This window comes from Paraburkholderia sp. GAS199 (assembly GCF_050436585.1).
Lineage (GTDB): Bacteria > Pseudomonadota > Gammaproteobacteria > Burkholderiales > Burkholderiaceae > Paraburkholderia.
This window is the reverse complement of record NZ_JBNDMM010000002.1, coordinates 480103-500844: the sequence shown is the minus strand read 5'-3', so window position 1 is coordinate 500844 and position 20742 is coordinate 480103. Positions and strand designations below refer to the sequence as shown.

At 63.1% G+C, this 20742-nt stretch carries 17 protein-coding genes; 10 read left to right on the top strand and 7 right to left on the bottom strand.

The features are described from left to right. Positions 1-42: 42 nt before the first annotated feature. From P3T18_RS08300 to recG, 3 genes are all read right to left on the bottom strand, one after another. Complete coding sequence (locus P3T18_RS08300) at positions 43-426, bottom strand: VOC family protein (RefSeq protein WP_429299438.1); 384 nt, start codon at positions 424-426, stop codon at positions 43-45. A gap of 251 nt (positions 427-677) precedes the next feature. After that, positions 678-1973 carry a THUMP domain-containing class I SAM-dependent RNA methyltransferase gene (locus P3T18_RS08295; RefSeq protein ID WP_429299437.1) on the bottom strand — a complete coding sequence of 432 codons (1296 nt, stop codon included), beginning with the start codon at positions 1971-1973 and terminating at the stop codon, positions 678-680. Between the two features lie 726 nt (positions 1974-2699). Beyond that, a complete protein-coding gene (gene recG, locus P3T18_RS08290) occupies positions 2700-4979 on the bottom strand; it encodes an ATP-dependent DNA helicase RecG (protein WP_429299436.1) in 2280 nt (759 codons plus the stop codon). 149 nt (positions 4980-5128) lie between these two features. On the opposite strand from recG, the gene queA reads away from it, so the two are divergent. The 5 genes from queA to secF all read left to right on the top strand — a co-directional run bounded on the left by queA (position 5129) and on the right by secF (position 11210). Then, positions 5129-6187, top strand: a complete 1059-nt coding sequence (gene queA, locus P3T18_RS08285) for a tRNA preQ1(34) S-adenosylmethionine ribosyltransferase-isomerase QueA (RefSeq protein WP_429299435.1) — start codon at positions 5129-5131, stop codon at positions 6185-6187. Between the two features lie 129 nt (positions 6188-6316). Continuing rightward, positions 6317-7531: a tRNA guanosine(34) transglycosylase Tgt gene (gene tgt / locus P3T18_RS08280; RefSeq protein ID WP_429299434.1), complete on the top strand. Its 1215-nt coding sequence runs from the start codon at positions 6317-6319 to the stop codon at positions 7529-7531. A 225-nt stretch (positions 7532-7756) separates the two neighbouring features. Next, entirely contained in the window at positions 7757-8086 is a 330-nt protein-coding gene (yajC, locus tag P3T18_RS08275) for a preprotein translocase subunit YajC (RefSeq protein WP_007179286.1), read from the top strand. 127 nt (positions 8087-8213) lie between these two features. Continuing rightward, positions 8214-10241, top strand: coding sequence for a protein translocase subunit SecD (secD, locus tag P3T18_RS08270; RefSeq protein WP_429299433.1), 2028 nt, complete (start codon positions 8214-8216; stop codon positions 10239-10241). An 18-nt stretch (positions 10242-10259) separates the two neighbouring features. Further along, positions 10260-11210, top strand: coding sequence for a protein translocase subunit SecF (gene secF, locus P3T18_RS08265; RefSeq protein ID WP_429299432.1), 951 nt, complete (start codon positions 10260-10262; stop codon positions 11208-11210). A 100-nt stretch (positions 11211-11310) separates the two neighbouring features. On the opposite strand, the gene P3T18_RS08260 is transcribed toward secF, so the two are convergent. The 4 genes from P3T18_RS08260 to P3T18_RS08245 form a co-directional block, all read right to left on the bottom strand. Continuing rightward, positions 11311-12588 carry an MFS transporter gene (locus P3T18_RS08260; RefSeq protein WP_429299431.1) on the bottom strand — a complete coding sequence of 426 codons (1278 nt, stop codon included), beginning with the start codon at positions 12586-12588 and terminating at the stop codon, positions 11311-11313. 282 nt (positions 12589-12870) lie between these two features. Further along, complete coding sequence (locus P3T18_RS08255) at positions 12871-13449, bottom strand: YceI family protein (protein ID WP_429299430.1); 579 nt, start codon at positions 13447-13449, stop codon at positions 12871-12873. A gap of 55 nt (positions 13450-13504) precedes the next feature. Next, positions 13505-14068: a YceI family protein gene (locus P3T18_RS08250; RefSeq protein ID WP_429299429.1), complete on the bottom strand. Its 564-nt coding sequence runs from the start codon at positions 14066-14068 to the stop codon at positions 13505-13507. A gap of 8 nt (positions 14069-14076) precedes the next feature. Next, positions 14077-14637, bottom strand: a complete 561-nt coding sequence (locus tag P3T18_RS08245) for a cytochrome b (RefSeq protein ID WP_429299428.1) — start codon at positions 14635-14637, stop codon at positions 14077-14079. 453 nt (positions 14638-15090) lie between these two features. On the opposite strand from P3T18_RS08245, the gene P3T18_RS08240 reads away from it, so the two are divergent. From P3T18_RS08240 to P3T18_RS08220, 5 genes are all read left to right on the top strand, one after another. Beyond that, complete coding sequence (locus P3T18_RS08240; protein WP_429299427.1) at positions 15091-15858, top strand: paraquat-inducible protein A; 768 nt, start codon at positions 15091-15093, stop codon at positions 15856-15858. Positions 15859-15865: 7 nt separating this feature from the next. Then, a complete protein-coding gene (locus tag P3T18_RS08235; protein WP_429299426.1) occupies positions 15866-16516 on the top strand; it encodes a paraquat-inducible protein A in 651 nt (216 codons plus the stop codon). Beyond that, positions 16509-18167 carry an intermembrane transport protein PqiB gene (locus P3T18_RS08230; RefSeq protein WP_429299425.1) on the top strand — a complete coding sequence of 553 codons (1659 nt, stop codon included), beginning with the start codon at positions 16509-16511 and terminating at the stop codon, positions 18165-18167. Before P3T18_RS08235 ends, P3T18_RS08230 begins: the two co-directional genes overlap by 8 nt. After that, the gene (locus P3T18_RS08225) at positions 18164-18853 is read left to right on the top strand and encodes a PqiC family protein (protein ID WP_429299424.1); all 690 of its coding nucleotides are present in this window, start codon (positions 18164-18166) and stop codon (positions 18851-18853) included. The genes P3T18_RS08230 and P3T18_RS08225 overlap by 4 nt, the downstream gene beginning before the upstream one ends. Before the next feature lie 735 nt (positions 18854-19588). Further along, on the top strand, positions 19589-20548 hold the full coding sequence (locus P3T18_RS08220; protein WP_429299423.1) for a hydrogen peroxide-inducible genes activator: 960 nt from the start codon (positions 19589-19591) through the stop codon (positions 20546-20548). Positions 20549-20742: the final 194 nt, after the last annotated feature.

Sequence of the window (20742 nt, the reverse complement as noted above, 5' to 3'; positions counted from 1 at the left end):
CTCCGGTCGCCGGTGCGTACTGCGGGCGCCGGTTTATTCCCGTTAGCCGTTGGTCGGCGAATGCAGGCCGAGGCGGTTGCCTTCGGTGTCCGTGAAGAAGGCGATATAGCCGATGTCCTGCGGCAGTTTGATCACCGGTCCATCGGTCTTGCCGCCGGCCTTTTCGATGCGCGCGAGCGTGGCGTCGACGGTCGGCCGGGCGTTCAGGTAGACGATGACGCCATCGTCCGACGGTGTCATCGACGGACTGTGGACGATCGCGCCGCCGGTCGCCGGTTCTTCGTAGTTGAAGACCGCAATCGGCTGGCCGCCGAATTCCTGCGGATTCAGTTTGACGTCGAGCGCGGCTTCGTAAAAACGGACGGCGCGATCGAAGTCGACCGACGGGATTTCGAACCATGCAACAACTTTGGATGATGCGGACATGACATGCTCCTCGTGATGGCGGTAGGCCGTGCAAGCGCCGGATGGCGTGAGAAGGAGTGTGCGGGGGGGCTGCTGACAGCGTGGTGTCAGTAGGGTGGACGTGCGGCTTTCACGGCGGGCGCCGATGGTGCGTTGTTTCGCTTTCGCTCGGGACGTGAAGGCGAAAAAAAAACCGCGGAGATCGGTCCGCGGTTTTCGTTGTTGCTTGGGCTTGCTGCTCGCTGCCGACCGGCTGTGTCGGTCAGGACGTATCAGGCTGCCGGCGTATCGTTGTTCTGCGGACGCTGACGCACGCTGCCTGCAATCAGATCGAAGCGGAACAGACGGCATTCGAGCGCGCCGTTGAAGAGCGGCGTCTTGGTCGATTCACGCAGACGCAACTGCCCAGGCAGCTTGCGATCCGATGTGAGGATGAACGCATGCCAGCCGGTGAAACGTTGCTTGAGCGCGTCGCCGAGCGAGTGGAAGAACTCGCTGTCCGGCGCTTCTTCCTGCGCGCGGTGGAAGCTTTCTTCGTCGCGGCTCTCGCGCGTGGCGCGGCCTTCGCGAAGTTCGCCGCGCGCATTTCGTCCGCGTACTTCGATCCGTTCGCCGTACGGCGGATTGGCGACGAGAATGCCCGCCTCCGACGACGGCGCCGTCATGCCGCGCGCGTCCACCTGCTTGAGCGGAATGGAAGGCAGACCTGCGCGCTGGAAGTTCGCACGCGCCTTGTCGAGCATATCGCCGGAAATGTCGCTGCCGAAAATCTGCAGATCGGCGCGCGAGTTGCGGGCTGCGTGTTTGGCGTCGAGCGCGGCAGCTTTCAGCGTTTGCCAGGTTTTCGCGTCGTACTGCTTGAGCTTTTCGAAGCCGAAGCGCCGCTCCGCGCCCGGCGCGATGTTCAGCGCAACCTGGGCTGCTTCCGCGAGGAAGGTGCCGCTGCCGCACATCGGGTCGTACAGCGGCGTGCCGGCGGTCCAACCGGTCAGACGCAGGATGCCGGCCGCGAGGTTTTCGCGCAGCGGCGCCGCGCCTTTGTCCAGACGCCAGCCGCGCTTGAAGAGCGGGTCGCCGGACGTGTCGAGATAGAGCGTGCAGTCGGTGGCCGTGAGGAAGGCGAAGACGCGCACGTCGGGCATGGCGGTGTCGATGCTCGGACGCGCGCCGCTCACTTCACGCAGACGATCGCAGATCGCGTCTTTCACGCGCAGCGTCGTGAATTCGAGGCTGCGCAGCGGCGACTTGATTGCGGTGACGTCGACACGCAGCGTTTCATTCGCCGAGAACCATTGCTCCCAACGCTGCTCGACGGCGAGCGCGTAGATGTCCTGCTCGCTGCGGTACGGGCGATGCGCGATTTTCAGCAGCACGCGGCTGGCCAGACGCGAATGCAGATTCGCGGCCATGCCCGCAGCCCAGCCGCCGCGGAAATGCACACCGCCGGGGACCTGAGCGCCGGCCGTGAACGGCGCACCGTTCAGGTGTTTAGCCGCTATTTCGGCGAGTTCAGCCGCAAGCGAGGCTTCGAGGCCGCGCGGGCAGGGGAGAAAGAAATCGAAGGACATTGAGGTTGCCGGAAGGCGTTAGATAAGGGGGTATTGTACGCGGTTGGGGTGGGGGCCTGCGGCGGCTGGTTTTGGTTTTGGTGTTTGCCTGCGCGCGGCTGTGATTCTTGTGTTTGTGGTTTCTCTGTTTCTTATGTTTGTGGTTTATTAGCGTTGCCCCTGTGCGGGGCGGCACTTACTTTCTTTGCCGCGGCAAAGAAAGGTAAGCAAAGAAAGCCGCTCACACCGCTAATGCTATTCGTTATCAGCGGCGCTTCTCTGCGGCGGTGGCCCCGGAGCGTCCGGGCCGTCGCGCACTCCGCGTGAGTGACAAGGCCGTCATCAGTTCCGGCGGCGCTCCGCGCGCCGAGCGGCATGCAGGGGAAACCACAAGTTTCCAAATTGGCTTCTCGCCGAGGCGAAGCCGACGGCTGGCACAGCGAAAAACGAAGTGAGTGGTTTGGTGAAGTACCGCTCCGGCGCGCGCAGCGTCGCCGGAACTGATGACTGCTGTACCACTACGGATAACGATCCACGGCCGGCCCTATCGGCTGCCACTCCGCGTTGTTATGAGAGGTGCCCGCTTAGGGTTAGCGGTGTGAGCGGCTTTCTTTGCTTAGCTTTCTTTGCCGCGGCAAAGAAAGTAAGTGCCGCCCCGCACAGGGGCAACACTAATAAACCACAAACATAAAAAACACAGCCGCCACAGGCAAAACAACCAAAAAGCACCCCTGCAAGGCCCCCCTTTTAGGCCTTCAAATACTGCTCTTTAGCCCCCAGCCATCGAGCCAGATGCTGCACTACCACCTCGGGATATTTCTCCAGCAAAACCGCTGCAGCCTCTCTGGCCGGTTCGATCAGCCATTGATCATTCTCGAGATCTGCAAACCTCAGCATCGCCGCGCCCGACTGCCGGGCGCCCAAAAATTCGCCGGGACCGCGAATCTCCAGGTCGCGTCGCGCGATCTCGAAGCCATCGGTGGTTTCGCGCATGGTCTGCAGACGCGCGCGCGCGGTCATCGATAAAGGACCGGTGTAGAGCAGCACGCACACCGACGCCGCACTGCCGCGCCCCACGCGTCCGCGTAATTGGTGCAATTGCGCGAGCCCGAAGCGCTCGGCGTGCTCGATCACCATCAGCGACGCGTTTGGCACGTCGACGCCCACTTCGATCACCGTCGTCGCGACCAGCAACTGCACCTCGTTGCGTGTGAACGCGTCCATCACCGCAGCTTTTTCGGCGGGCGCGAGGCGGCCGTGGACGAGGCCGACGTTCAACTCCGGCAGTGCCGCGACGAGCGTCTCGTAGGTCTCGACGGCGGTCTGCAACTGCAAGGTCTCGCTTTCTTCGATCAGCGGACACACCCAGTACACCTGCCGTCCCGTGAGCGCTGCCTCGCGCACGCGGCCGATCACCTCTTCGCGCCGCGCGTCGGACACCAGCTTGGTCAGGATCGGCGTGCGTCCCGGCGGCAATTCGTCGATCGTGGAGACGTCGAGATCGGCGTAATAGGTCATGGCGAGCGTGCGCGGAATCGGTGTCGCCGTCATCATCAACTGATGCGGCTGGAAATCGCGCGCGCCGTCGGCGGCGTTTTGCGCCTTGGCGCGCAACGCGAGCCGCTGCGCGACGCCGAATCGGTGTTGCTCGTCGACGATCACCAGCCCGAGCCGTGCGAACTCGACCGCGTCCTGGATGATCGCGTGCGTGCCGATCACGAGTTGCGCGGTGCCGAGTGCCGCCGCTTCGATCGCCGCGCGCTTTTCTTTCGTCTTGAGACTGCCGGCCAGCCACGCGACGCTCACGCCGAGCGGCTCCAGCCAGCCGCGCAATTTGCGCGCGTGCTGCTCGGCGAGGATTTCGGTCGGCGCCATCAGCGCGGCCTGGTAGCCGGCGTCGATCGCCTGCGCGGCGGCCAGCGCCGCCACCACGGTCTTGCCGCTGCCCACGTCGCCCTGCAAGAGCCGCTGCATCGGATGCGGCTGCGTGAGATCGAGCGCGATCTCGCCGCACACACGCTCCTGCGCGGCGGTCAGCGAAAACGGCAAAGCCTTGAGCAGACGCGCGACCAGCGAGGCCTCGTCGCCGATTTTCCGGCGCGGCATGCCCGGCGCGGCGCGCGTGCGGCGCTCGTCGTGCGCGCGCTTGAGCGACATCTGCTGCGCGAGCAGCTCCTCGAACTTGATGCGGACCCACGCCGGATGCGTGCCGTCGATCAGCGCCGTTTCATCGGACTGCACGCCCGGATGATGCAGCGTGCGCACGGCGTCCATCAGACCCGGCACGTCGAGCGGCTTCAGATACGCCTGCTCGACCGGCGCGGGCAGCAATTCCGGCAACGACACGCGCGACAGCGCGTTGTCGATCGATTTGCGCAGATAAGCCTGCGTCACGCCCGCCGTGCTCGGATAAACCGGCGTGAGCGCTTGCGGCAGCGGCGTGTTTTCGTCGACTACGCGCACGGCCGGATGGACCATCTCCATCCCGAAGAAGCCGCCGCGCACGTCGCCGCGCACTCGCAGGCGCGCGCCGATCGCCATCTGCTTGACCTGCGAGCCGTAGAAGTTGAGAAAGCGCAGCACGAGTTCGTCGCCGGCGTCGTCGTGCAGTTTCACGAGAAGCTGGCGGCGCGGACGATAGGCGATCTCGTTGTCGAACACCACGCCCTCGGTCTGGGCGATGCCGCCGGGCAGCAGATGGCCGATCGGCGTCAGCGACGTTTCGTCCTCGTAGCGCATCGGCAGATGCAGAACGAGATCGATGTCGCGCGTGAGACCGAGTTTGGCGAGTTTGTCGACGGGTTTTGCCGGCGCTTTTTCCGCGGATTTGCGGGCGGATTTCGCGGCAGAGGCCGCATTTTTGCCGGCGGATTCGGGCGCGGTGGCTGCGGCTTCCTGCTGTCCGGCCGGGGCATCCGGCTCGCGGCCGCTCAGGTCCGCCGCCGCCTTGCCCCGCGAGACGCGGCGCTTCGGCTCGGCGCTCTCTTCGTCGGTGGCATCGGGCAATCGGCGTTCGGACAAAGGCATGAGTTGCTTCGCAAGTACAATATCGGCTGTCAAAGGTGTCGTGCGCCATACGGCGCGCGGGCTAGCGGGCCGCTTTGGCGTCCCGCAATCATAGCCGCCCGGCTCCGGCTTCGGCTCAATTCAGTCCCAATTCGCTTCCAGTCGTCCGCATGTTTACGCTTTCCGATTTCGATTTCGATCTGCCACCCGAGTTGATCGCGCAAGTGGCGCTGCCCGAGCGCAGCGCCAGCCGTCTGCTCGAAGTGGACAACACGGCAGCAGGCGCCGCGCCCGCGCGTCTCGTCGACCGCCGCTTCGCCGAACTGCCTGACTGCATCACGCCGGGCGACCTGCTGGTGTTCAACGATACCAAAGTCCTGAAGGCGCGTTTCCTCGGCCAGAAGGCCAGCGGCGGCAAGGTCGAGGTGCTGGTGGAACGCCTGACCGGCGAGCGCACGGCGCTGGCGCAGATTCGCGCCAGCAAGAGCCCGCAGCCCGGCACGACGATCCGTCTCGCCGACGCGTTCGACGTCACGCTCGGCGAGCGCGTCGAGCCGTTCTACACGCTGCATTTCCCGGACGACTGCCTGACCCTGATCGAACAGTTCGGCCGGCTGCCGCTGCCGCCATACATCGAGCACGATCCCGACGCAACGGACGAAACCCGCTATCAGACGGTGTTCGCGCAAAATCCGGGTGCGGTCGCCGCGCCCACGGCGGGTTTGCACTTCGACAACGCGCTGCTGGCCCAGCTCGACGCCAAGGGTGTCGAACGCGCCACGCTCACCTTGCACGTTGGCGCGGGTACGTTTCAGCCGGTGCGGGTCGAGAACCTCGCCGAGCACAAGATGCACAGCGAGTGGTATCACCTGCCGCAAACGCTCGCGGACAAGATCGCCGCCACGCGCGCGCGCGGCAACCGCGTGATCGCGGTCGGCACGACGTCGATGCGTGCGCTGGAAGCCGCCGCGCGCGACGCCGAAGCGGCCGGCCGGCCGCTCGCCGCGGCCAGCACGGAAACCGATATTTTCATCACGCCGGGCTACCGGTTCCGCGTGGTCGACCGGCTGGTCACCAACTTCCACCTGCCGAAGTCGACATTGCTGATGCTGGTGTCGGCGTTCGCGGGCGTCGACACGATTCGCGAGGCTTATCGCCACGCGATCGAGCAGCGCTACCGGTTCTTCAGCTACGGCGACGCCATGCTGCTCACGCGCCGCGACAGCTGATTTCCACGGCGCGGTTCAGGCAGTCCGCCTGACCGTGCTGTTCGAGTTTTCTTGACCCAGCCGCCGAGGCCTGCCCGGCGGCATTCACCATTTGCGCCGGACTGTTTTCCGGTGGCACAGGAGCTTTTCATGACCGACGGTCATACCCACGATTCCAGCGGTACCTGCAACACCTGCGCGAGCCACGACGCCGCCACCGTGCCTCCCGGGAACGGACTGAAGTTCGAACTGCTCGGTACGGACGGCCAGGCGCGGCGCGGCCGCGTGACACTCAACCACGGCGTAGTTGAAACGCCGATCTTCATGCCGGTGGGCACTTACGGCACCGTCAAGGCCGTGCAGCCGCGCGAACTCGAGGAAATGCATGCGCAGATCATCCTCGGCAACACGTTCCATTTGTGGCTGCGCCCGGGGCTCGAAACCATCGCGGCGCACGGCGGCCTGCATGGTTTCATGGGCTGGAAAAAGCCCATCCTGACCGATTCCGGCGGCTTTCAGGTGTTTTCGCTCGGCGATCTGCGCAAGATCACCGAAGATGGCGTCACGTTCGCGTCGCCCATCAACGGCGACAAACTCTTCCTGTCGCCGGAAGTTTCGATGCAGATCCAGAAGGTGCTGAACTCCGACATCGTCATGCAGTTCGACGAATGCACGCCGTACGCCACCAACAAAGTGCCGACTTCGCACCAGGAAGCCGCCGATTCCATGCGCATGTCGATGCGCTGGGCGCGCCGCTCCATCAGCGAATTCAACGCGCTCGGCAACCCGAATGCGCTGTTCGGCATCGTTCAGGGCGGCATGTTCGAAGACCTGCGCGACGAGTCGCTCGCCGGTCTCGCGGAAATGGATTTCCACGGCCTGGCGATCGGCGGCCTGTCGGTCGGCGAGCCGAAGGAAGACATGATGCGCGTGCTGAACCACATCGGTCCGAAGTTGCCGGCCGACAAGCCGCACTACCTGATGGGCGTCGGCACGCCGGAAGATCTGGTGGCGGGCGTCGCCGCCGGCGTCGACATGTTCGACTGCGTGATGCCGACCCGCAACGCGCGCAACGGCTGGCTTTTCACGCGTTTCGGCGACATCAAGATCCGCAACGCCGCGCACAAGAATTCGCTGCGTCCGCTCGACGAGCAATGCGGCTGCTACACCTGCCGGAATTTCACGCGCGGCTACCTGCACCATCTGCATCGTGTAGGGGAAATCCTCGGTGCGCAGTTGAACACGATCCACAATCTGCACTACTACCTCGAGTTGATGCAGGAAATGCGCGACGCGATCGACGCCAAACTGTTCGAGGCGTTCCGCAAGCGTTTCCACGAGAACCGCGCGCGCGGCATCGATTAGGCGGTTCCGCTGCGGCTGTCGCGGCTGGAACCGCCGCAGCAGCCGATTCCGCGGAACAATCCTTCGGCGCAACGAGAAAAAACTTACAATTAACTTTCGTCGCGTGTGAAAAGGCTTTAACAGCTTGATCGGAAAGCCGATTCGCCGCGCCGGGCCAAGGTTGGCCGGTGGTAGAATAACCGGCTGATTTTTTTGATCGTTTTGATTTATAACGGAGAGACCAACGTGTCGTTCATTTCCAATGCCTTCGCCCAAGGCACAGCAACAGGTGGCATTGAATCGAACCTGATGAGCTTCCTGCCGCTGATCCTGATGTTCGGCGTGCTGTACTTCATCATGATTCGCCCGCAAATGAAGCGCCAGAAGGAGCATCGCAACATGCTCGCCGCCATGGCCAAGGGTGACGAAGTGGTGACGAACGGCGGCATCGTCGGCAAGGTGACCAAGGTGGGTGAAGCTTACGTCGGCGTCGAAATCTCGGAAGGCACGGAAATCACCGTGCAAAAGGCGTCGGTCACGACGATTCTCCCGAAGGGCACGATCAAGTCGCTGTAAGGCCTGCTCTCTCGCATCCGGCGCGGCCTCGCCGGCGGTTCCGCAACGCTATGCAACGCCACGCTGAATCGCCCGCGCTCATCGCCGGATGCATCGCTTCCAAGCCAACCTTCCCGTTGGACCACTCATGAATCGTTACCCCCTCTGGAAATACGCCGTGATGCTGGTGGCTCTGGTCATCGGCCTCGTGTACACGCTGCCCAACCTGTTCGGCGAAGCGCCGGCGGTGCAGGTGTCGAGCGGCAAGGCGACGGTCAAGCTCGACTCGGCCACGCTGTCGGCGGTCGAAGCAGCGCTCGCCGCAAGTCAGATCAAGCCTGAAGACGTCACGTTCGACAATTCGTCGACCAACGCGAACATCCGCGTGCGCCTTCTGGACACCGACACGCAATTGCGCGTGAAGGACCTGCTGCAGAAGTCCCTGAACAGCGATCCGGCCGACCCGCAATACGTCGTCGCGCTGAACCTGCAAAGCGCCTCGCCTCGCTGGCTGACCGCGCTGCACGCACTGCCCATGTACCTCGGTCTCGATTTGCGCGGCGGCGTGCACTTCCTGCTGCAGGTCGACATGGCCGGCGCGCTGAACAAGAAGCTCGACTCCGACGCCTCCGACGCACGCACGCTCCTGCGCGACAACAACATTCGCGACGGCGGCGTGAACCGCGTCAACCAGACGGTAGTGATCAATTTCGCCGACCAGGCCACGGCGGACGCAGCCTCGAAGCAGCTGGCACGCGGCATCGGCGAACTCCAGTGGGCCTCGCAAACGGCGCCGGACGGCGGCATTCAACTGGTCGGCACGTTTACGCCGGCCGTGCAGAAAGCCGTGCAGGACGCCGCGCTCAAGCAGAACATCACCACGCTGCATAACCGGGTGAACGAACTCGGCGTGGCCGAACCGGTGATCCAGCAGCAAGGCTCCGACCGTATCGTGGTCGAGTTGCCGGGCGTGCAGGACACGGCCAAGGCGAAAGACATCATCGGCCGCACGGCAACGCTCGAAGCGCGTCTCGCCGACCCGGTCAACACGCATCCGAATCCGTCCGATCCGGTGCCGCCGGGCGACGAGCTGTTCACGCAAGGCAACCAGACGCCGGTGCTGCTGCGCAAGCAGATCATCTTCACGGGCGACCGCATCATCGACGCGTCGGCGGGTTTCGACGAGCATCAGCGTCCGTCGGTGAACATCCGTCTCGACTCGGCGGGCGGCCGCGCGGTGCGCAGCGTGTCGCGCGACAACATCGGCAAGCCGATGGCCATGGTGCTGTTCGAGAAAGGCAAAGGCGAAGTGCTGACGGTGGCGACCATCCAGTCCGAACTGGGCGACCGCTTCCAGATCACCGGCCAGGCCACGCCGCAAGGCGCCGCCGACCTCGCGCTGCTGCTGCGCGCCGGCTCGCTGGCCGCGCCGATGGACATCATCGAAGAACGCACGATCGGCCCGAGCCTCGGCGCGGACAACATCAAGAAGGGCTTCCACTCGGTGGTGTGGGGCTTCGCGGCGATCGCCGTCTTCATGATCGCGTACTACATGCTGTTCGGCGTGATTTCCATGATCGGCCTGTCGGTCAACCTGCTGCTGCTGATCGCGGTGCTGTCCATGTTGCAGGCCACGCTCACGCTGCCGGGTATCGCCGCTATCGCGCTGGCGCTCGGTATGGCCATCGACGCGAACGTGCTGATCAACGAGCGCGTGCGTGAAGAACTGCGCAACGGCGCACCGCCGCAGCTGGCAATCCAGAACGGTTACGCGCACGCATGGGCGACCATTCTCGACTCCAACGTCACCACGCTGATTGCCGGTATCGCGCTGCTCGCGTTCGGTTCGGGCCCGGTGCGCGGTTTCGCGATCGTGCACTGTATCGGCATTCTGACGTCGATGTTCTCGGCGGTGTTCTTCTCGCGCGGTATCGTCAATCTCTGGTACGGCGGCAAGAAGAAACTGAAGTCGCTGGCAATCGGTCAGGTGTGGCGTCCGCAGGCGGAAGGTATCGACGGCGCAGCCGCCTACCTCGGCAACGACGACGCGGCCACCGACACGGCGCAAGCCGTCGCCGCAGCCGCGAAGCCGAAGGCAGCCGCCGCGAAGGCGCAGGCCGGCAAGCCGACCGTGCGTCGCCGCAATGCGCCGCAGAAACCGGGTTCGTCCCGCTGAACCCCGGAGAACTAGACCATGGAATTTTTCCGTTTCCGCAAAGACATTCCGTTCATGCAGCGCGCGTTGATTTTCAACGCGATCTCGTTGCTGACGTTTCTGGCTGCCGTGTTTTTCCTGGTGCACCGCGGGCTGCATCTGTCGGTGGAGTTCACCGGCGGCACGGTGATCGAAGTGCAATATCCGGGCGCCGCGCCGCTCGATCCGGTGCGCGGCTCGCTCGCCAAACTCGGTTACGCCGACGCACAGGTGCAGAACTTCGGCACCTCGCGCGACGTGCTGATCCGTTTGCCGCTCAAGCAGGGCTTCACGTCGGCGCAGCAGAGCGACCAGGTGATGGGCGCGCTGAAGGCGGATACGCCTGAAGTGCAGTTGCAGCGCGTCGAGTTCGTCGGCCCGCAGGTCGGCAAGGAACTCGCCACCGACGGCCTGCTGGCGCTCGCCTGCGTGGTCGTCGGCATCGTGATCTACCTGTCGTTCCGCTTCGAATGGAAGTACGCGGTGGCCGGCGTGATCGCAAACTTGCACGACGTGGTCATCATTCTCGGCTTCTTCGCGTTCTTCCAGTGGGAGTTCTCGCTGTCCGTGCTGGCGGCGGTGCTTGCGGTGCTCGGCTACTCGGTGAACGAATCCGTCGTTATCTTCGACCGGATTCGCGAAACCTTCCGCCGCGAACGCAAGCTCAGCGTGATCGAAGTGATCAACCACGCCATCACGAGCACGATGTCGCGCACGATCATCACCCACGGTTGTACGCAGATGATGGTGCTGTCGATGTTCCTGTTCGGCGGTCCGACGCTGCATTACTTCGCGCTCGCACTGACGGTCGGTATTCTGTTCGGTATCTACTCGTCGGTGTTCGTTGCGGCAGCGCTCGCCATGTGGTTCGGCGTGAAGCGTGAAGATCTGCTGAAGGACAAGAAGGTCGGCACCGATCCGAACGATCCGAACGCAGGCGCGCAAGTCTGATCCTGCTTGCGTTGGTCGAAGCTTAACCCGACCTCGCATGCAATAAAAAAGGCCGGTTCATCGTGAACCGGCCTTTTGCGTTTACCGCCGTCAAGCTGGATTAGCGGAAGCCGAGCTTGCGGCGCGCCGTCAGCAGCGCCGCGAGGCTGATGAGCGCGGCAAAGATCAGGTAGTAGCTCGGCGCGGCCTTCGAGCCCGTCGCGCTGATCAGCCACGCGATGATGAACGGGCCGAAGCCGCCGAAGATCGTCACGGCGATGTTATAGGCCAGCGACATGCCGGTTGTGCGTGTCTGCACCGGGAACATTTCCGAGAGCAAACCTGGCAGCGCGGCGAAGTAGCCGGTCATCAGAAAGCCGAACACGATTTGCAGCGCCATCAAGGTGCCGAAAGTCGGATGCGCGACCAGATACACGAACGCCGGGTAAATCAGCACGAGAAGCAGCAGCGCCGACGCCAGCATGATCGTGGTCCGTCCGTGGCGGTCCGAGAGATGACCGACCAGCGGCGAGAACACCGTCTGGATCAGGCCGGTGAGCGCGATTGCCGAAAACGCCACCGACGGCGCGAGTCCCAGTTGCTTCACGCCGTAAGTCGGCATGAACAGCACGAGATACGTGGACACCGTGCCCAGCACGACCACGCCGATGGCGATCAGCAGGCGCAGTTTCTGGCTGTTGAACGTGTCGCGCAGCGGCGTGGTGGTGGTTTCCGCCGCGAGGAACTCCGGCGTCTCGTCGAGTTTGGTGCGGATGTACCACGCAACCGGGCCGATCAGCAGACCGAAAAAGAACGGTACGCGCCAGCCCCACGAAGCCATCTGATCCGGCGACAGCTTGCCGGTCAGCAGCACGCCGAAGCCGGCCGCGAGCAGCGTAGTGAGCCCCTGGCTCGCGACCTGCCAGCTGGCGAAGAAACCGCGCCGCCCCGGCACGTGCTCCGCGAGAAACGCCGTCGCGCTGCCGAATTCGCCGCCCGCCGAGAATCCTTGCATCAGCCGCGCGACCACCAGAATGACGGGCGCGGCGAGTCCGATGCTGTTGTAGGTCGGCAGAATGGCGATGATCAGGGTGCCGGCCATCATCAGCAGGATCGACAGGGTGAGTGCCGCCTTGCGGCCGGCGCGATCCGCGTAAGCGCCGATCACGATGGCGCCGAGCGGGCGCATGAAGAACGACACGCCGAAAGTGCCGAGCGTGAGGAGCAACGAAACCGTTTCGTTACCGGCCGGGAAAAACAGCTTCGCAATGACCACCGCGAAAAAACCGTACACCACCAGATCGAACCATTCCAGCGCGTTGCCGATCGAGGCGGCCACCACTGCCCGCCACGAGTTCTGCCGGCTTCCCGCCAGACTTGCTGCTGTCGTTGCATTCATGCCGATCTCCAATGCGCGTCAAATATTATTAATGCGGGCAATGCAGCCCGATATGGCCTAACTGGATGCGCGCACAACCAATAAGGCGTCAGCGCTCTATGTACCTGAAAAAATAAACCGAGGCGAGCGGCAATTCGATGAGGGCCGCCGCGCAAGGCTTTGCGCGATTCCATTAAACAATAAAAAACCGCTTCGTCGCAAAAGCAAACGAAGCGGTTTTTTGTTGCGCCGCAACGGCGACGCGATCAATTAATCGGGCATTCAATAAACCGGCAAATACGTTTATTGCTTGATGCCTTCGGACTGGATGTGCAATTTCGTGTCCATGTTGAAGCCGTATTTGGAGCCGAAGTCCATACCGTAATCGGCGCGGCTGAAATGACCGCTGGCTTCGACGCCGCACACTTCGCGCTTGAGCACCGGATGCTGCATGCACTTGAACGAATCGATCTGCAGATTGAGCGGCTTGGTGACGCCGTGCAGCGTCAAGGTGCCGATCACTTCGACCGGCTTGTCGCCGTCGAACTTGATGTCGGTGCCCTTGTAGGTTGCCGAGGGGAACTTGGCGACGTCGAAGAACGCGTCGGTCTTCAGATGTTCGTCGAGCTTGGCATTGCCGGTATCGACCGAAGACGGATCGACCGTGACCTCGACCGTGCCGGTTTTTGCCGCGCGATCGAGCGTGACCGTGCCGGAGCTCTTGGTGAACTTGCCGCGCCACACCGAGAGGCCGCCAAAGTGGTCCGCTTCGAAGCTCGGGTAGGTGTGTGTCGGATCGAGCTGATACGTATCGGCGGCGAATGCGCCGAGCGAGAAAGAAGCGGCCAGTGCGCCGACGGCGATCAACAGCGAGGTTTTCATTTCATGCTCCTTTGTTCTTGAGGGAAGGCGGCCGCGCGCGGAACGCGCGGTGTGCTCACTTATGTGCGGCTACGATATGAAACTTGATGACGACATCGTCGGCGACCACCGACGTATCTTTCCACTCGCCCGTGCCGATATCGAACTGCGAGCGTTTGATCGGCAGGGCGCCGTCGAACACCTGCGTCGCGCCCTGGCTCGTGACCGTGACCGGCACCACGACCGTCTGCGATTTGCCCTTGATGGTCAGCTTGCCGGTCACGTTGAACTTGTTGCCGCCGGCCGCCGCGATGCCACTCGAAACGAAGGTTGCGCTCGGATAGGTTTTTGCGTCGAACCAGTCCTTGCCGCGAACCTGGTCGTTATAGCTTTCGTCGCCGAGATCGTAGCTCGCGACGTCGATGGTGAATTGCGCGCTGCCGTCGGCCGGCTTGGCCGGATCGAACTTCACCTGAGCCGTGAATTTTCCGAACTTGCCTTCCACGGGCACATTCATCTGCTTCGAGGTGGCCGTGACCGTGCTTTTCGACACGTCCACCTGCGCGAGTGCGCTGCCCGAAGCCGTCAACGTGGCCGCGGCGAAAGCGGCCAGCATGTAGCGATAGAACGAGACTTTCATGTTTGTCCTTATTTGATGAAAGGGAGCATGCGCGACAGTAAACCGTCGCGGTCCAGCCATTGATGCTTGAGCGCCGCCGCGACGTGCAACGCGACCAGCACGAGCAAGGTGTAATTCAGCGTGATATGAACCGTTTTCAGCAGTTCCTTGAGATGCGGGTCCGGCGCGATCAGGCGGGGCAGGGGAATCAGCCCGAGATACACCACCGGCACGTTGGCCGCCGAGCTGTACAGATAACCCGACGCCGGAATGGCGATCATCAGCACGTAGAGCAGAAAGTGTGTCAGATGGGCGGCGCCGCGTTGCCAGGCCGGCATGCGGCGCGGCATCGGCGGCGTGGCATGCGTGGCTCGCCACAGAATGCGCAGCACGGCGAGCGCGAACACCGTCACGCCGATCCACTTGTGCCAGGAGAAGTAACGCAGCTTGGTAGGCGTGAAACCGGGGATATCGGTCATCACCCAGCCGAGCGCAAAGCCGCAAACGATCAGAAGTGCGATCAGCCAGTGAAAGGCGATGGCGGTGCGCGTGTAGGATTCTCGGCCGCTGAAAGAAGGATTGAGTGCCATGACAGGTCGACGCAAGTTAGGAGAGGTTAACGGCACAGCCGGTCCTGCTATTCCACGGCTTCAATGCGACTCGCATCGGGGCTTCTTTTCGACGCGCTTCGACCACCGCTTCGCGCAAATTTTTGTAGCGATCTGCCGGCTGCGGCACACGCCAAGGCCGCCATGCTACCCCAAGCTGAAAAAGCTGGCTGCGCCTCGTGAGAATGTGGCAACGCCACAAACAGGCTCGTCTTCCCATGCTATTGAACAATTGGGGACGGACGATGTCAGAGTCATGTTGATGAGCTGTAAGGATCCGTGCAGACGGTCGTGGTACGAGGCCCCGCGGCTCCCGCTTGTATAACGAAAGCCGCGTGCATGAAGGCGTTTGGTACTATTGCTGCACGCCTTCTCCAGTCGACCCCATAACCCGGCACTGCATGCCCCCACTCTCGCCGCCCGCGCCTCCGCCGAATGGAACATGACAATCTGATCGCGTGCCATGAATGCGATACGCTGTTCCGCAAGCCACGGCTTGTCGGGCGAACCACCGCGCGTTGTCCGCGCTGCGGCGCCACGCTCTATCGGGGCGTCTCGCGCAAGCTCGACAGCATCTGTTCCATGACGCTGGCCGCGCTGATCACCTTTCTGATCGCGCAAGGCTTTCCGATCGTCGAACTCGAAACCAACGGCATCACGTCGCAAACCACGCTGTTCGGTGCGCTCGTCGCGCTGTGGGGCGAGGACATGCAGATCGTCGCGGTCATGGTGTTCTGCTCGACCATTCTCTTTCCGCTCACCGAACTCGTGGCGCTGCTGTACGTGCTGGTGCCGCTGCGAGCGGGCTATGTGCCGCCGGGTTTCAACCGTGTCCTGCGCGCCATCCAGTTCGTGCGTCCGTGGGGCATGATCGAAGTCTTCATGCTCGGCGTGCTGATTACGATCGTCAAGATGGTGAGCCTCGCGCGCGTGATTCCCGAGGCGGCGCTCTTTGCCTTCGGCGTGCTCACGCTGATGTTCGCGGTGGTGGTGTCGTTCGATCCGCGCATTCTGTGGGACCTCGCCGACGAACTCGGCGATCGCAGCCAGCGCCCGCTGCCGCGCACGTCCGCCGACAGCGCCGCGCTGGCGATCAGCGAGGTTGCCGGCCCGCCCGCGCCGCCCGTGTTGCCCGAATCGGGCGGATCACGCGGACCGCTCGAGCCGCCACCGAACGCGCCACCGGCGTCGCATCAGGGATGAGCGCACGATGAAATACGTCACGGCAAAACGCGCCGGCCTGTTGTCCTGCCACGCATGCGGACGCGTCGAACCACGCGTGCGCTCCATCACGCCGCAACACTGCGGCCGCTGCGGCGCACGTCTTCACTCGCGCAATCCCGACAGTCTGATGCGGACATGGGCGCTGCTGATCGCCGCTGCCTTGTTGTATATTCCCGCGAATCTGTTGCCGGTGATGCATACCTCGTCGCTGCTCGGGTCGGAAGACGACACCATCATGAGCGGCGTCGTGTATTTCTGGACCTCGGGCGACTGGCCGCTCGCCGTGATCGTTTTCATCGCCAGCATCATGGTGCCGATGCTCAAGCTCACCGTGCTGATGCTGCTCACCATCACCGCGCAGCGCCGCTCGCGCTGGCGGCCGGACCAGCGCACCACGCTGTACCGGATGGTCGAGCGGATCGGCCGCTGGTCGATGCTCGACGTGTTCGTGGTCACGCTGACCGTCGCGCTGGTGCGCTTCAAATCGCTTGCCGTCATCACGGCCGGGCCGGGCGCAATCGCTTTCGGCTCCGTGGTGATTCTGACCATGCTGGCATCCATGCAATTCGATCCACGCCTCATCTGGGATAACGTGGAAGGCAGTACTCAAAAACCTCAGGACCTTCACCATGACTAGCCCGCAAGGACCGACGCCCGCTCCCGATGCGCCGCGCAACGATTCGAACGGACCGAAGTTGCCGCCTCAACTGCCCGACCCCGAGATCGAGCCGCGCAGCCGCTGGTTGCCCTCGCTCGTCTGGGTGATTCCGCTGATCGCCGCGTTGATTGGCATTGCGCTCGTGATCAAGTCCGTGACCGAAAAAGGTCCGACCATCACGATCTCGTTCATCAGCGCGGAAGGGCTCGAACCCGGCAAGACCAAGGTCAAGTACAAGGACGTCGACGTCGGTTCGGTGAAGACCATCACGCTGGCGAAAGATCTCTCGCACGTGCTCGTGCAGGTGCAGCTCACCAAGGAAGGCGAAGACTTCGCGGTGAAGGATTCGCGCTTCTGGGTGGTGCGCCCGCGCGTCGGCGCGAGCGGCGTCTCGGGATTGACCACGCTGCTGTCGGGCGCCTACATCGGCGCGGACGCCGGCCATTCGCCTGACACCGAGAAGAACTTCACCGGCCTCGAAACGCCGCCGCCGATCACCGGCGACCAGAAAGGTCACCAGTTCATTCTGCACGGCGACTCGCTCGGTTCCATCGACATCGGCTCGCCGATCTTCTACCGGCGCGTGCAGGTCGGCCAGGTGGTCGGCTTCTCGCTCGACAAGGACGGCACCGGCGTGACCATGCAGGTGTTCGTGTCCGCACCGTTCGACCAGTACGTCGGCACCAACTCGCGCTGGTGGCATGCGAGCGGCGTCGATCTGCGGCTCGATTCGAGCGGCTTCAAGCTCAACACGCAGTCGCTTGCCACGGTGATCGTCGGCGGGCTGTCGTTCCAGTCGCCACCGGGGCAGGGCGTGGGCGCGCAGGCGCCGAACAACATGACGTTCCGTCTCGGCTCGGACGAAGCGGACGCAATGCGTGAACCGGACGGCGTACCGTTGCGCGTCGTGATGAACTTCAACCAGTCGTTGCGTGGTCTGTCGATCGGCGCGCCGGTCGATTTCCGCGGCATCGTGCTCGGTCAGGTGACCAACATCGGCATCGACTACGATCCGAAGACGCGCAGCTTCACCATGCCGGTGACGATGAACATCTATCCGGATCGGCTCGGCAAGCGCTTCCGCGAGACCGCGCCGACGCCGGGCAGCCTCGCCGGACAAAGCATGTTGCAAGCGCTCGTGAAGCATGGTCTGCGCGGGCAGTTGCGCACCGGCAATCTGATTACGAGCCAGCTGTATGTCGCCGTCGACATCTTCCCGAAAGCGCCGCCGGCGACCGTCGACGTGATGAGCGACCCGCTCGAATTGCCGACCATTCCGAACTCGCTCGACGAATTGCAGGTGCAGGTTGCGGACATCGCGAAGAAGCTCGACAAGATTCCGTTCGACCAGATCGGCACGAATCTGAACAGCGCGCTGAAGAACGCCGATCAGCTGTTCACGCGACTCGACAAGGAAGTGGTGCCCGAGGCGCGCGACACGCTCGCCGCCGCGAAGCAGACTTTCGGTTCGGCCGAAGCTACCTTGCAACAGGACTCGCCGTTGCAGTCGGACGTTCACCAGGCCTTGCAGGAATTGACCCGCACGTTGCAATCGCTGAATGCGCTGTCGGATTATCTGGAGCGCCATCCGGAATCACTGTTGCGCGGTAAATCAGGAGATAAACCATGACGTTTGCCCGGCTTCCCCGCCCGCCGCGCGGGTTCGTGCGCGGTGCTGCTTATGCTGGCGCTCTGGCCGGACTGCTGGCGATGGCGGCGTGCTCGTCGCCGACCAGCCGGTTTTACACGCTCGGCTCCGACAGCGCGGCGCCCGTCGCCGCGCGCACCGCAGCCGCGCCGGCTTATCTGATCGAAGTCGCGCCGGTGGATGTGCCGCCGCAGGTCGCGAAAAACCAGCTCGTCGTACAGACCGGCCCGAGCCAGGTTCAGGTGCTGGAGCAGGAGCGCTGGGCTTCGCTGCCGGGCGACGAGATTCGCCGCAGCCTGTCGACCAGTCTGACGCAGCAGCTTGGGACGATCGACGTGTACGGCACGGCGTACGCGGACAACGCGGCCGTGTATCGCGTCAGCATGAACGTGCAGCGTTTCGAATCGTGGCCGGGATCGCACGCGTTGATCGACGCGGTGTGGAGTGTGCGGGCCGTGAAGAGCACGGCGGTGATGACATGTCGGAGTGTTGTTAGTGAGCCGGTCGGCGACGGGTTCGATGCGCTGGTGAATGGGCATCGGGCTGCCTTGCAGCAGATATCCGCGCAGATCGCGGGGGCGGTGCAGGGGATGGCTGCTAATGGGCGGGGTTCTGGTTCCGGTTCGGGGAAGGTGGGGGTGGTTGCTTTGCCTGGGTGTCCTGGATAGGGCCTTGGTTTTTTTGTTTGTTTGCTTGCCGGTGGCGGCGTTTCTTTGCGTTATTGGTTTATTAGTGTTGCCCCTGTGCGGGGCGGCACTTACTTTCTTTGCCGCGGCAAAGAAAGCTAAGCAAAGAAAGCCGCTCAAACCGCTAACCCTAAGCGGGCACCTCTCATAACAACACGGAGTGGAGACCGCTAGGGCCGACCGTGGATCGTTATTCGTAGTGGTACAGCAGTCATCCGTTCCGGCGACGCTGCGCGCGCCGGAGCGGTACTTCATTCAAACCTTCACTTCGGTTTTTCGGTGTGCCAGCCGTCGGCTTCGCCTCGGCGAAAAGCTCAATGGAAACCTTCGGTTTCCGTCGCATGCCGCTCGGCGCGCGAAGCGCCGCCGGAACTGATGACGGCCTTGTCACTCACGCGGAGTGTGCGACGCGCCGGACGCTCCGGGGCCACCGCCGCCGAGAAGCGCCACCGATAACGAATAGCATTAGCGGTGTGAGCGGCTTTCTTTGCTTACCTTTCTTTGCCGCGGCAAAGAAAGTAAGTGCCGCCCCGCACAGGGGCAACACTAATAAACCAATAAGAACAGAGACACCACCGCCGCACGCAAACAAAAAAGAGCCGCCGCAGGCAAAAAACCACCCCTGCCGGGGAAGGCAAAAAACCAAAAAGTTGGCGAACCGACCCTATAGGTGTATAACTAGAACCTATCGAATTCATCGCACTGATTGGTCCCCTAATGACGCTCACCGAATTGAAGTACATCGTCGCCGTCGCCCGCGAGCGGCACTTCGGCCGGGCCGCCGAGGCGTGTTTCGTCAGCCAGCCAACGCTCTCGGTGGCCATCAAGAAGCTCGAAGACGAACTCAACGTGCAGATCTTCGAGCGCGGCACCAGCGAAGTCAGCGTCACGCCTATCGGCGAACAGATCGTCACGCAAGCCCAGCGCGTGCTTGAGCAAACGCTCGCCATCAAGGAAATCGCCAAGCAGGGCAAAGATCCGCTGGTCGGGCCGTTGCGCCTCGGTGTCATCTACACGATCGGGCCGTATCTGCTGCCTACGCTGGTCAAACAGATGATCAAGCGCGTCCCGCAGATGCCGTTGATGCTGCAGGAAAATTACACGGTCAAGCTGATCGAATTGCTCAAGCAGGGCGAAATCGACGTCGCCATCATGGCTTTGCCGTTCCCGGAAACGGGTCTGATGCAGCGTCCGCTCTACGACGAGCCGTTTGTCGTCGCACTGCCGTCGGGTCACGCGTGGGAAAACCGGCCGAAAATCGACGCCGAAGACCTGAAGCAGGAAACCATGCTGCTGCTGGGTAGCGGCCATTGCTTCCGCGATCACGTGCTCGGCGTGTGTCCCGAACTGATGCGCTTCTCGCAGAACGCGGATGGCATCCAGAAGACGTTCGAAGGCTCATCGCTGGAAACCATCCGCCATATGGTGGCGAGCGGCGTCGGCATTACGGTGCTGCCGCGCATGTCGGTGCATGAGGTCAAGCCGCACGCCGGCGGCATCGACTCGGGTCTGCTCAGCTACGTCGCTTTCGACGAGCCGGTGCCGGACCGCCGCGTCGTGCTGGCCTGGCGCAAGAGTTTCACGCGCATGCCCGCCATCGAAGCGATCAGCGACGCTATCGCCGCCTGCGATCTGCCCGGCGTCAAGAAGCTGGATCTGCCGGTCGCCGTCAACTGACTGGCGTCTGAAAAGCTGGAAAGCCGGAAAGCCGGAAAGCCGCCGCATTCAGGCGGCGTCCGGCAAGTCCGCCGCCGCCCGAATACGGCGCGCAAGGCATTAAGTAAGGCGCCCCCAGCCGCCGTCCCTATCGAATAGATATAATTAATCAAGCACGATAATTCGATAGCATTGTTATAGTTTCCTCTATGGAT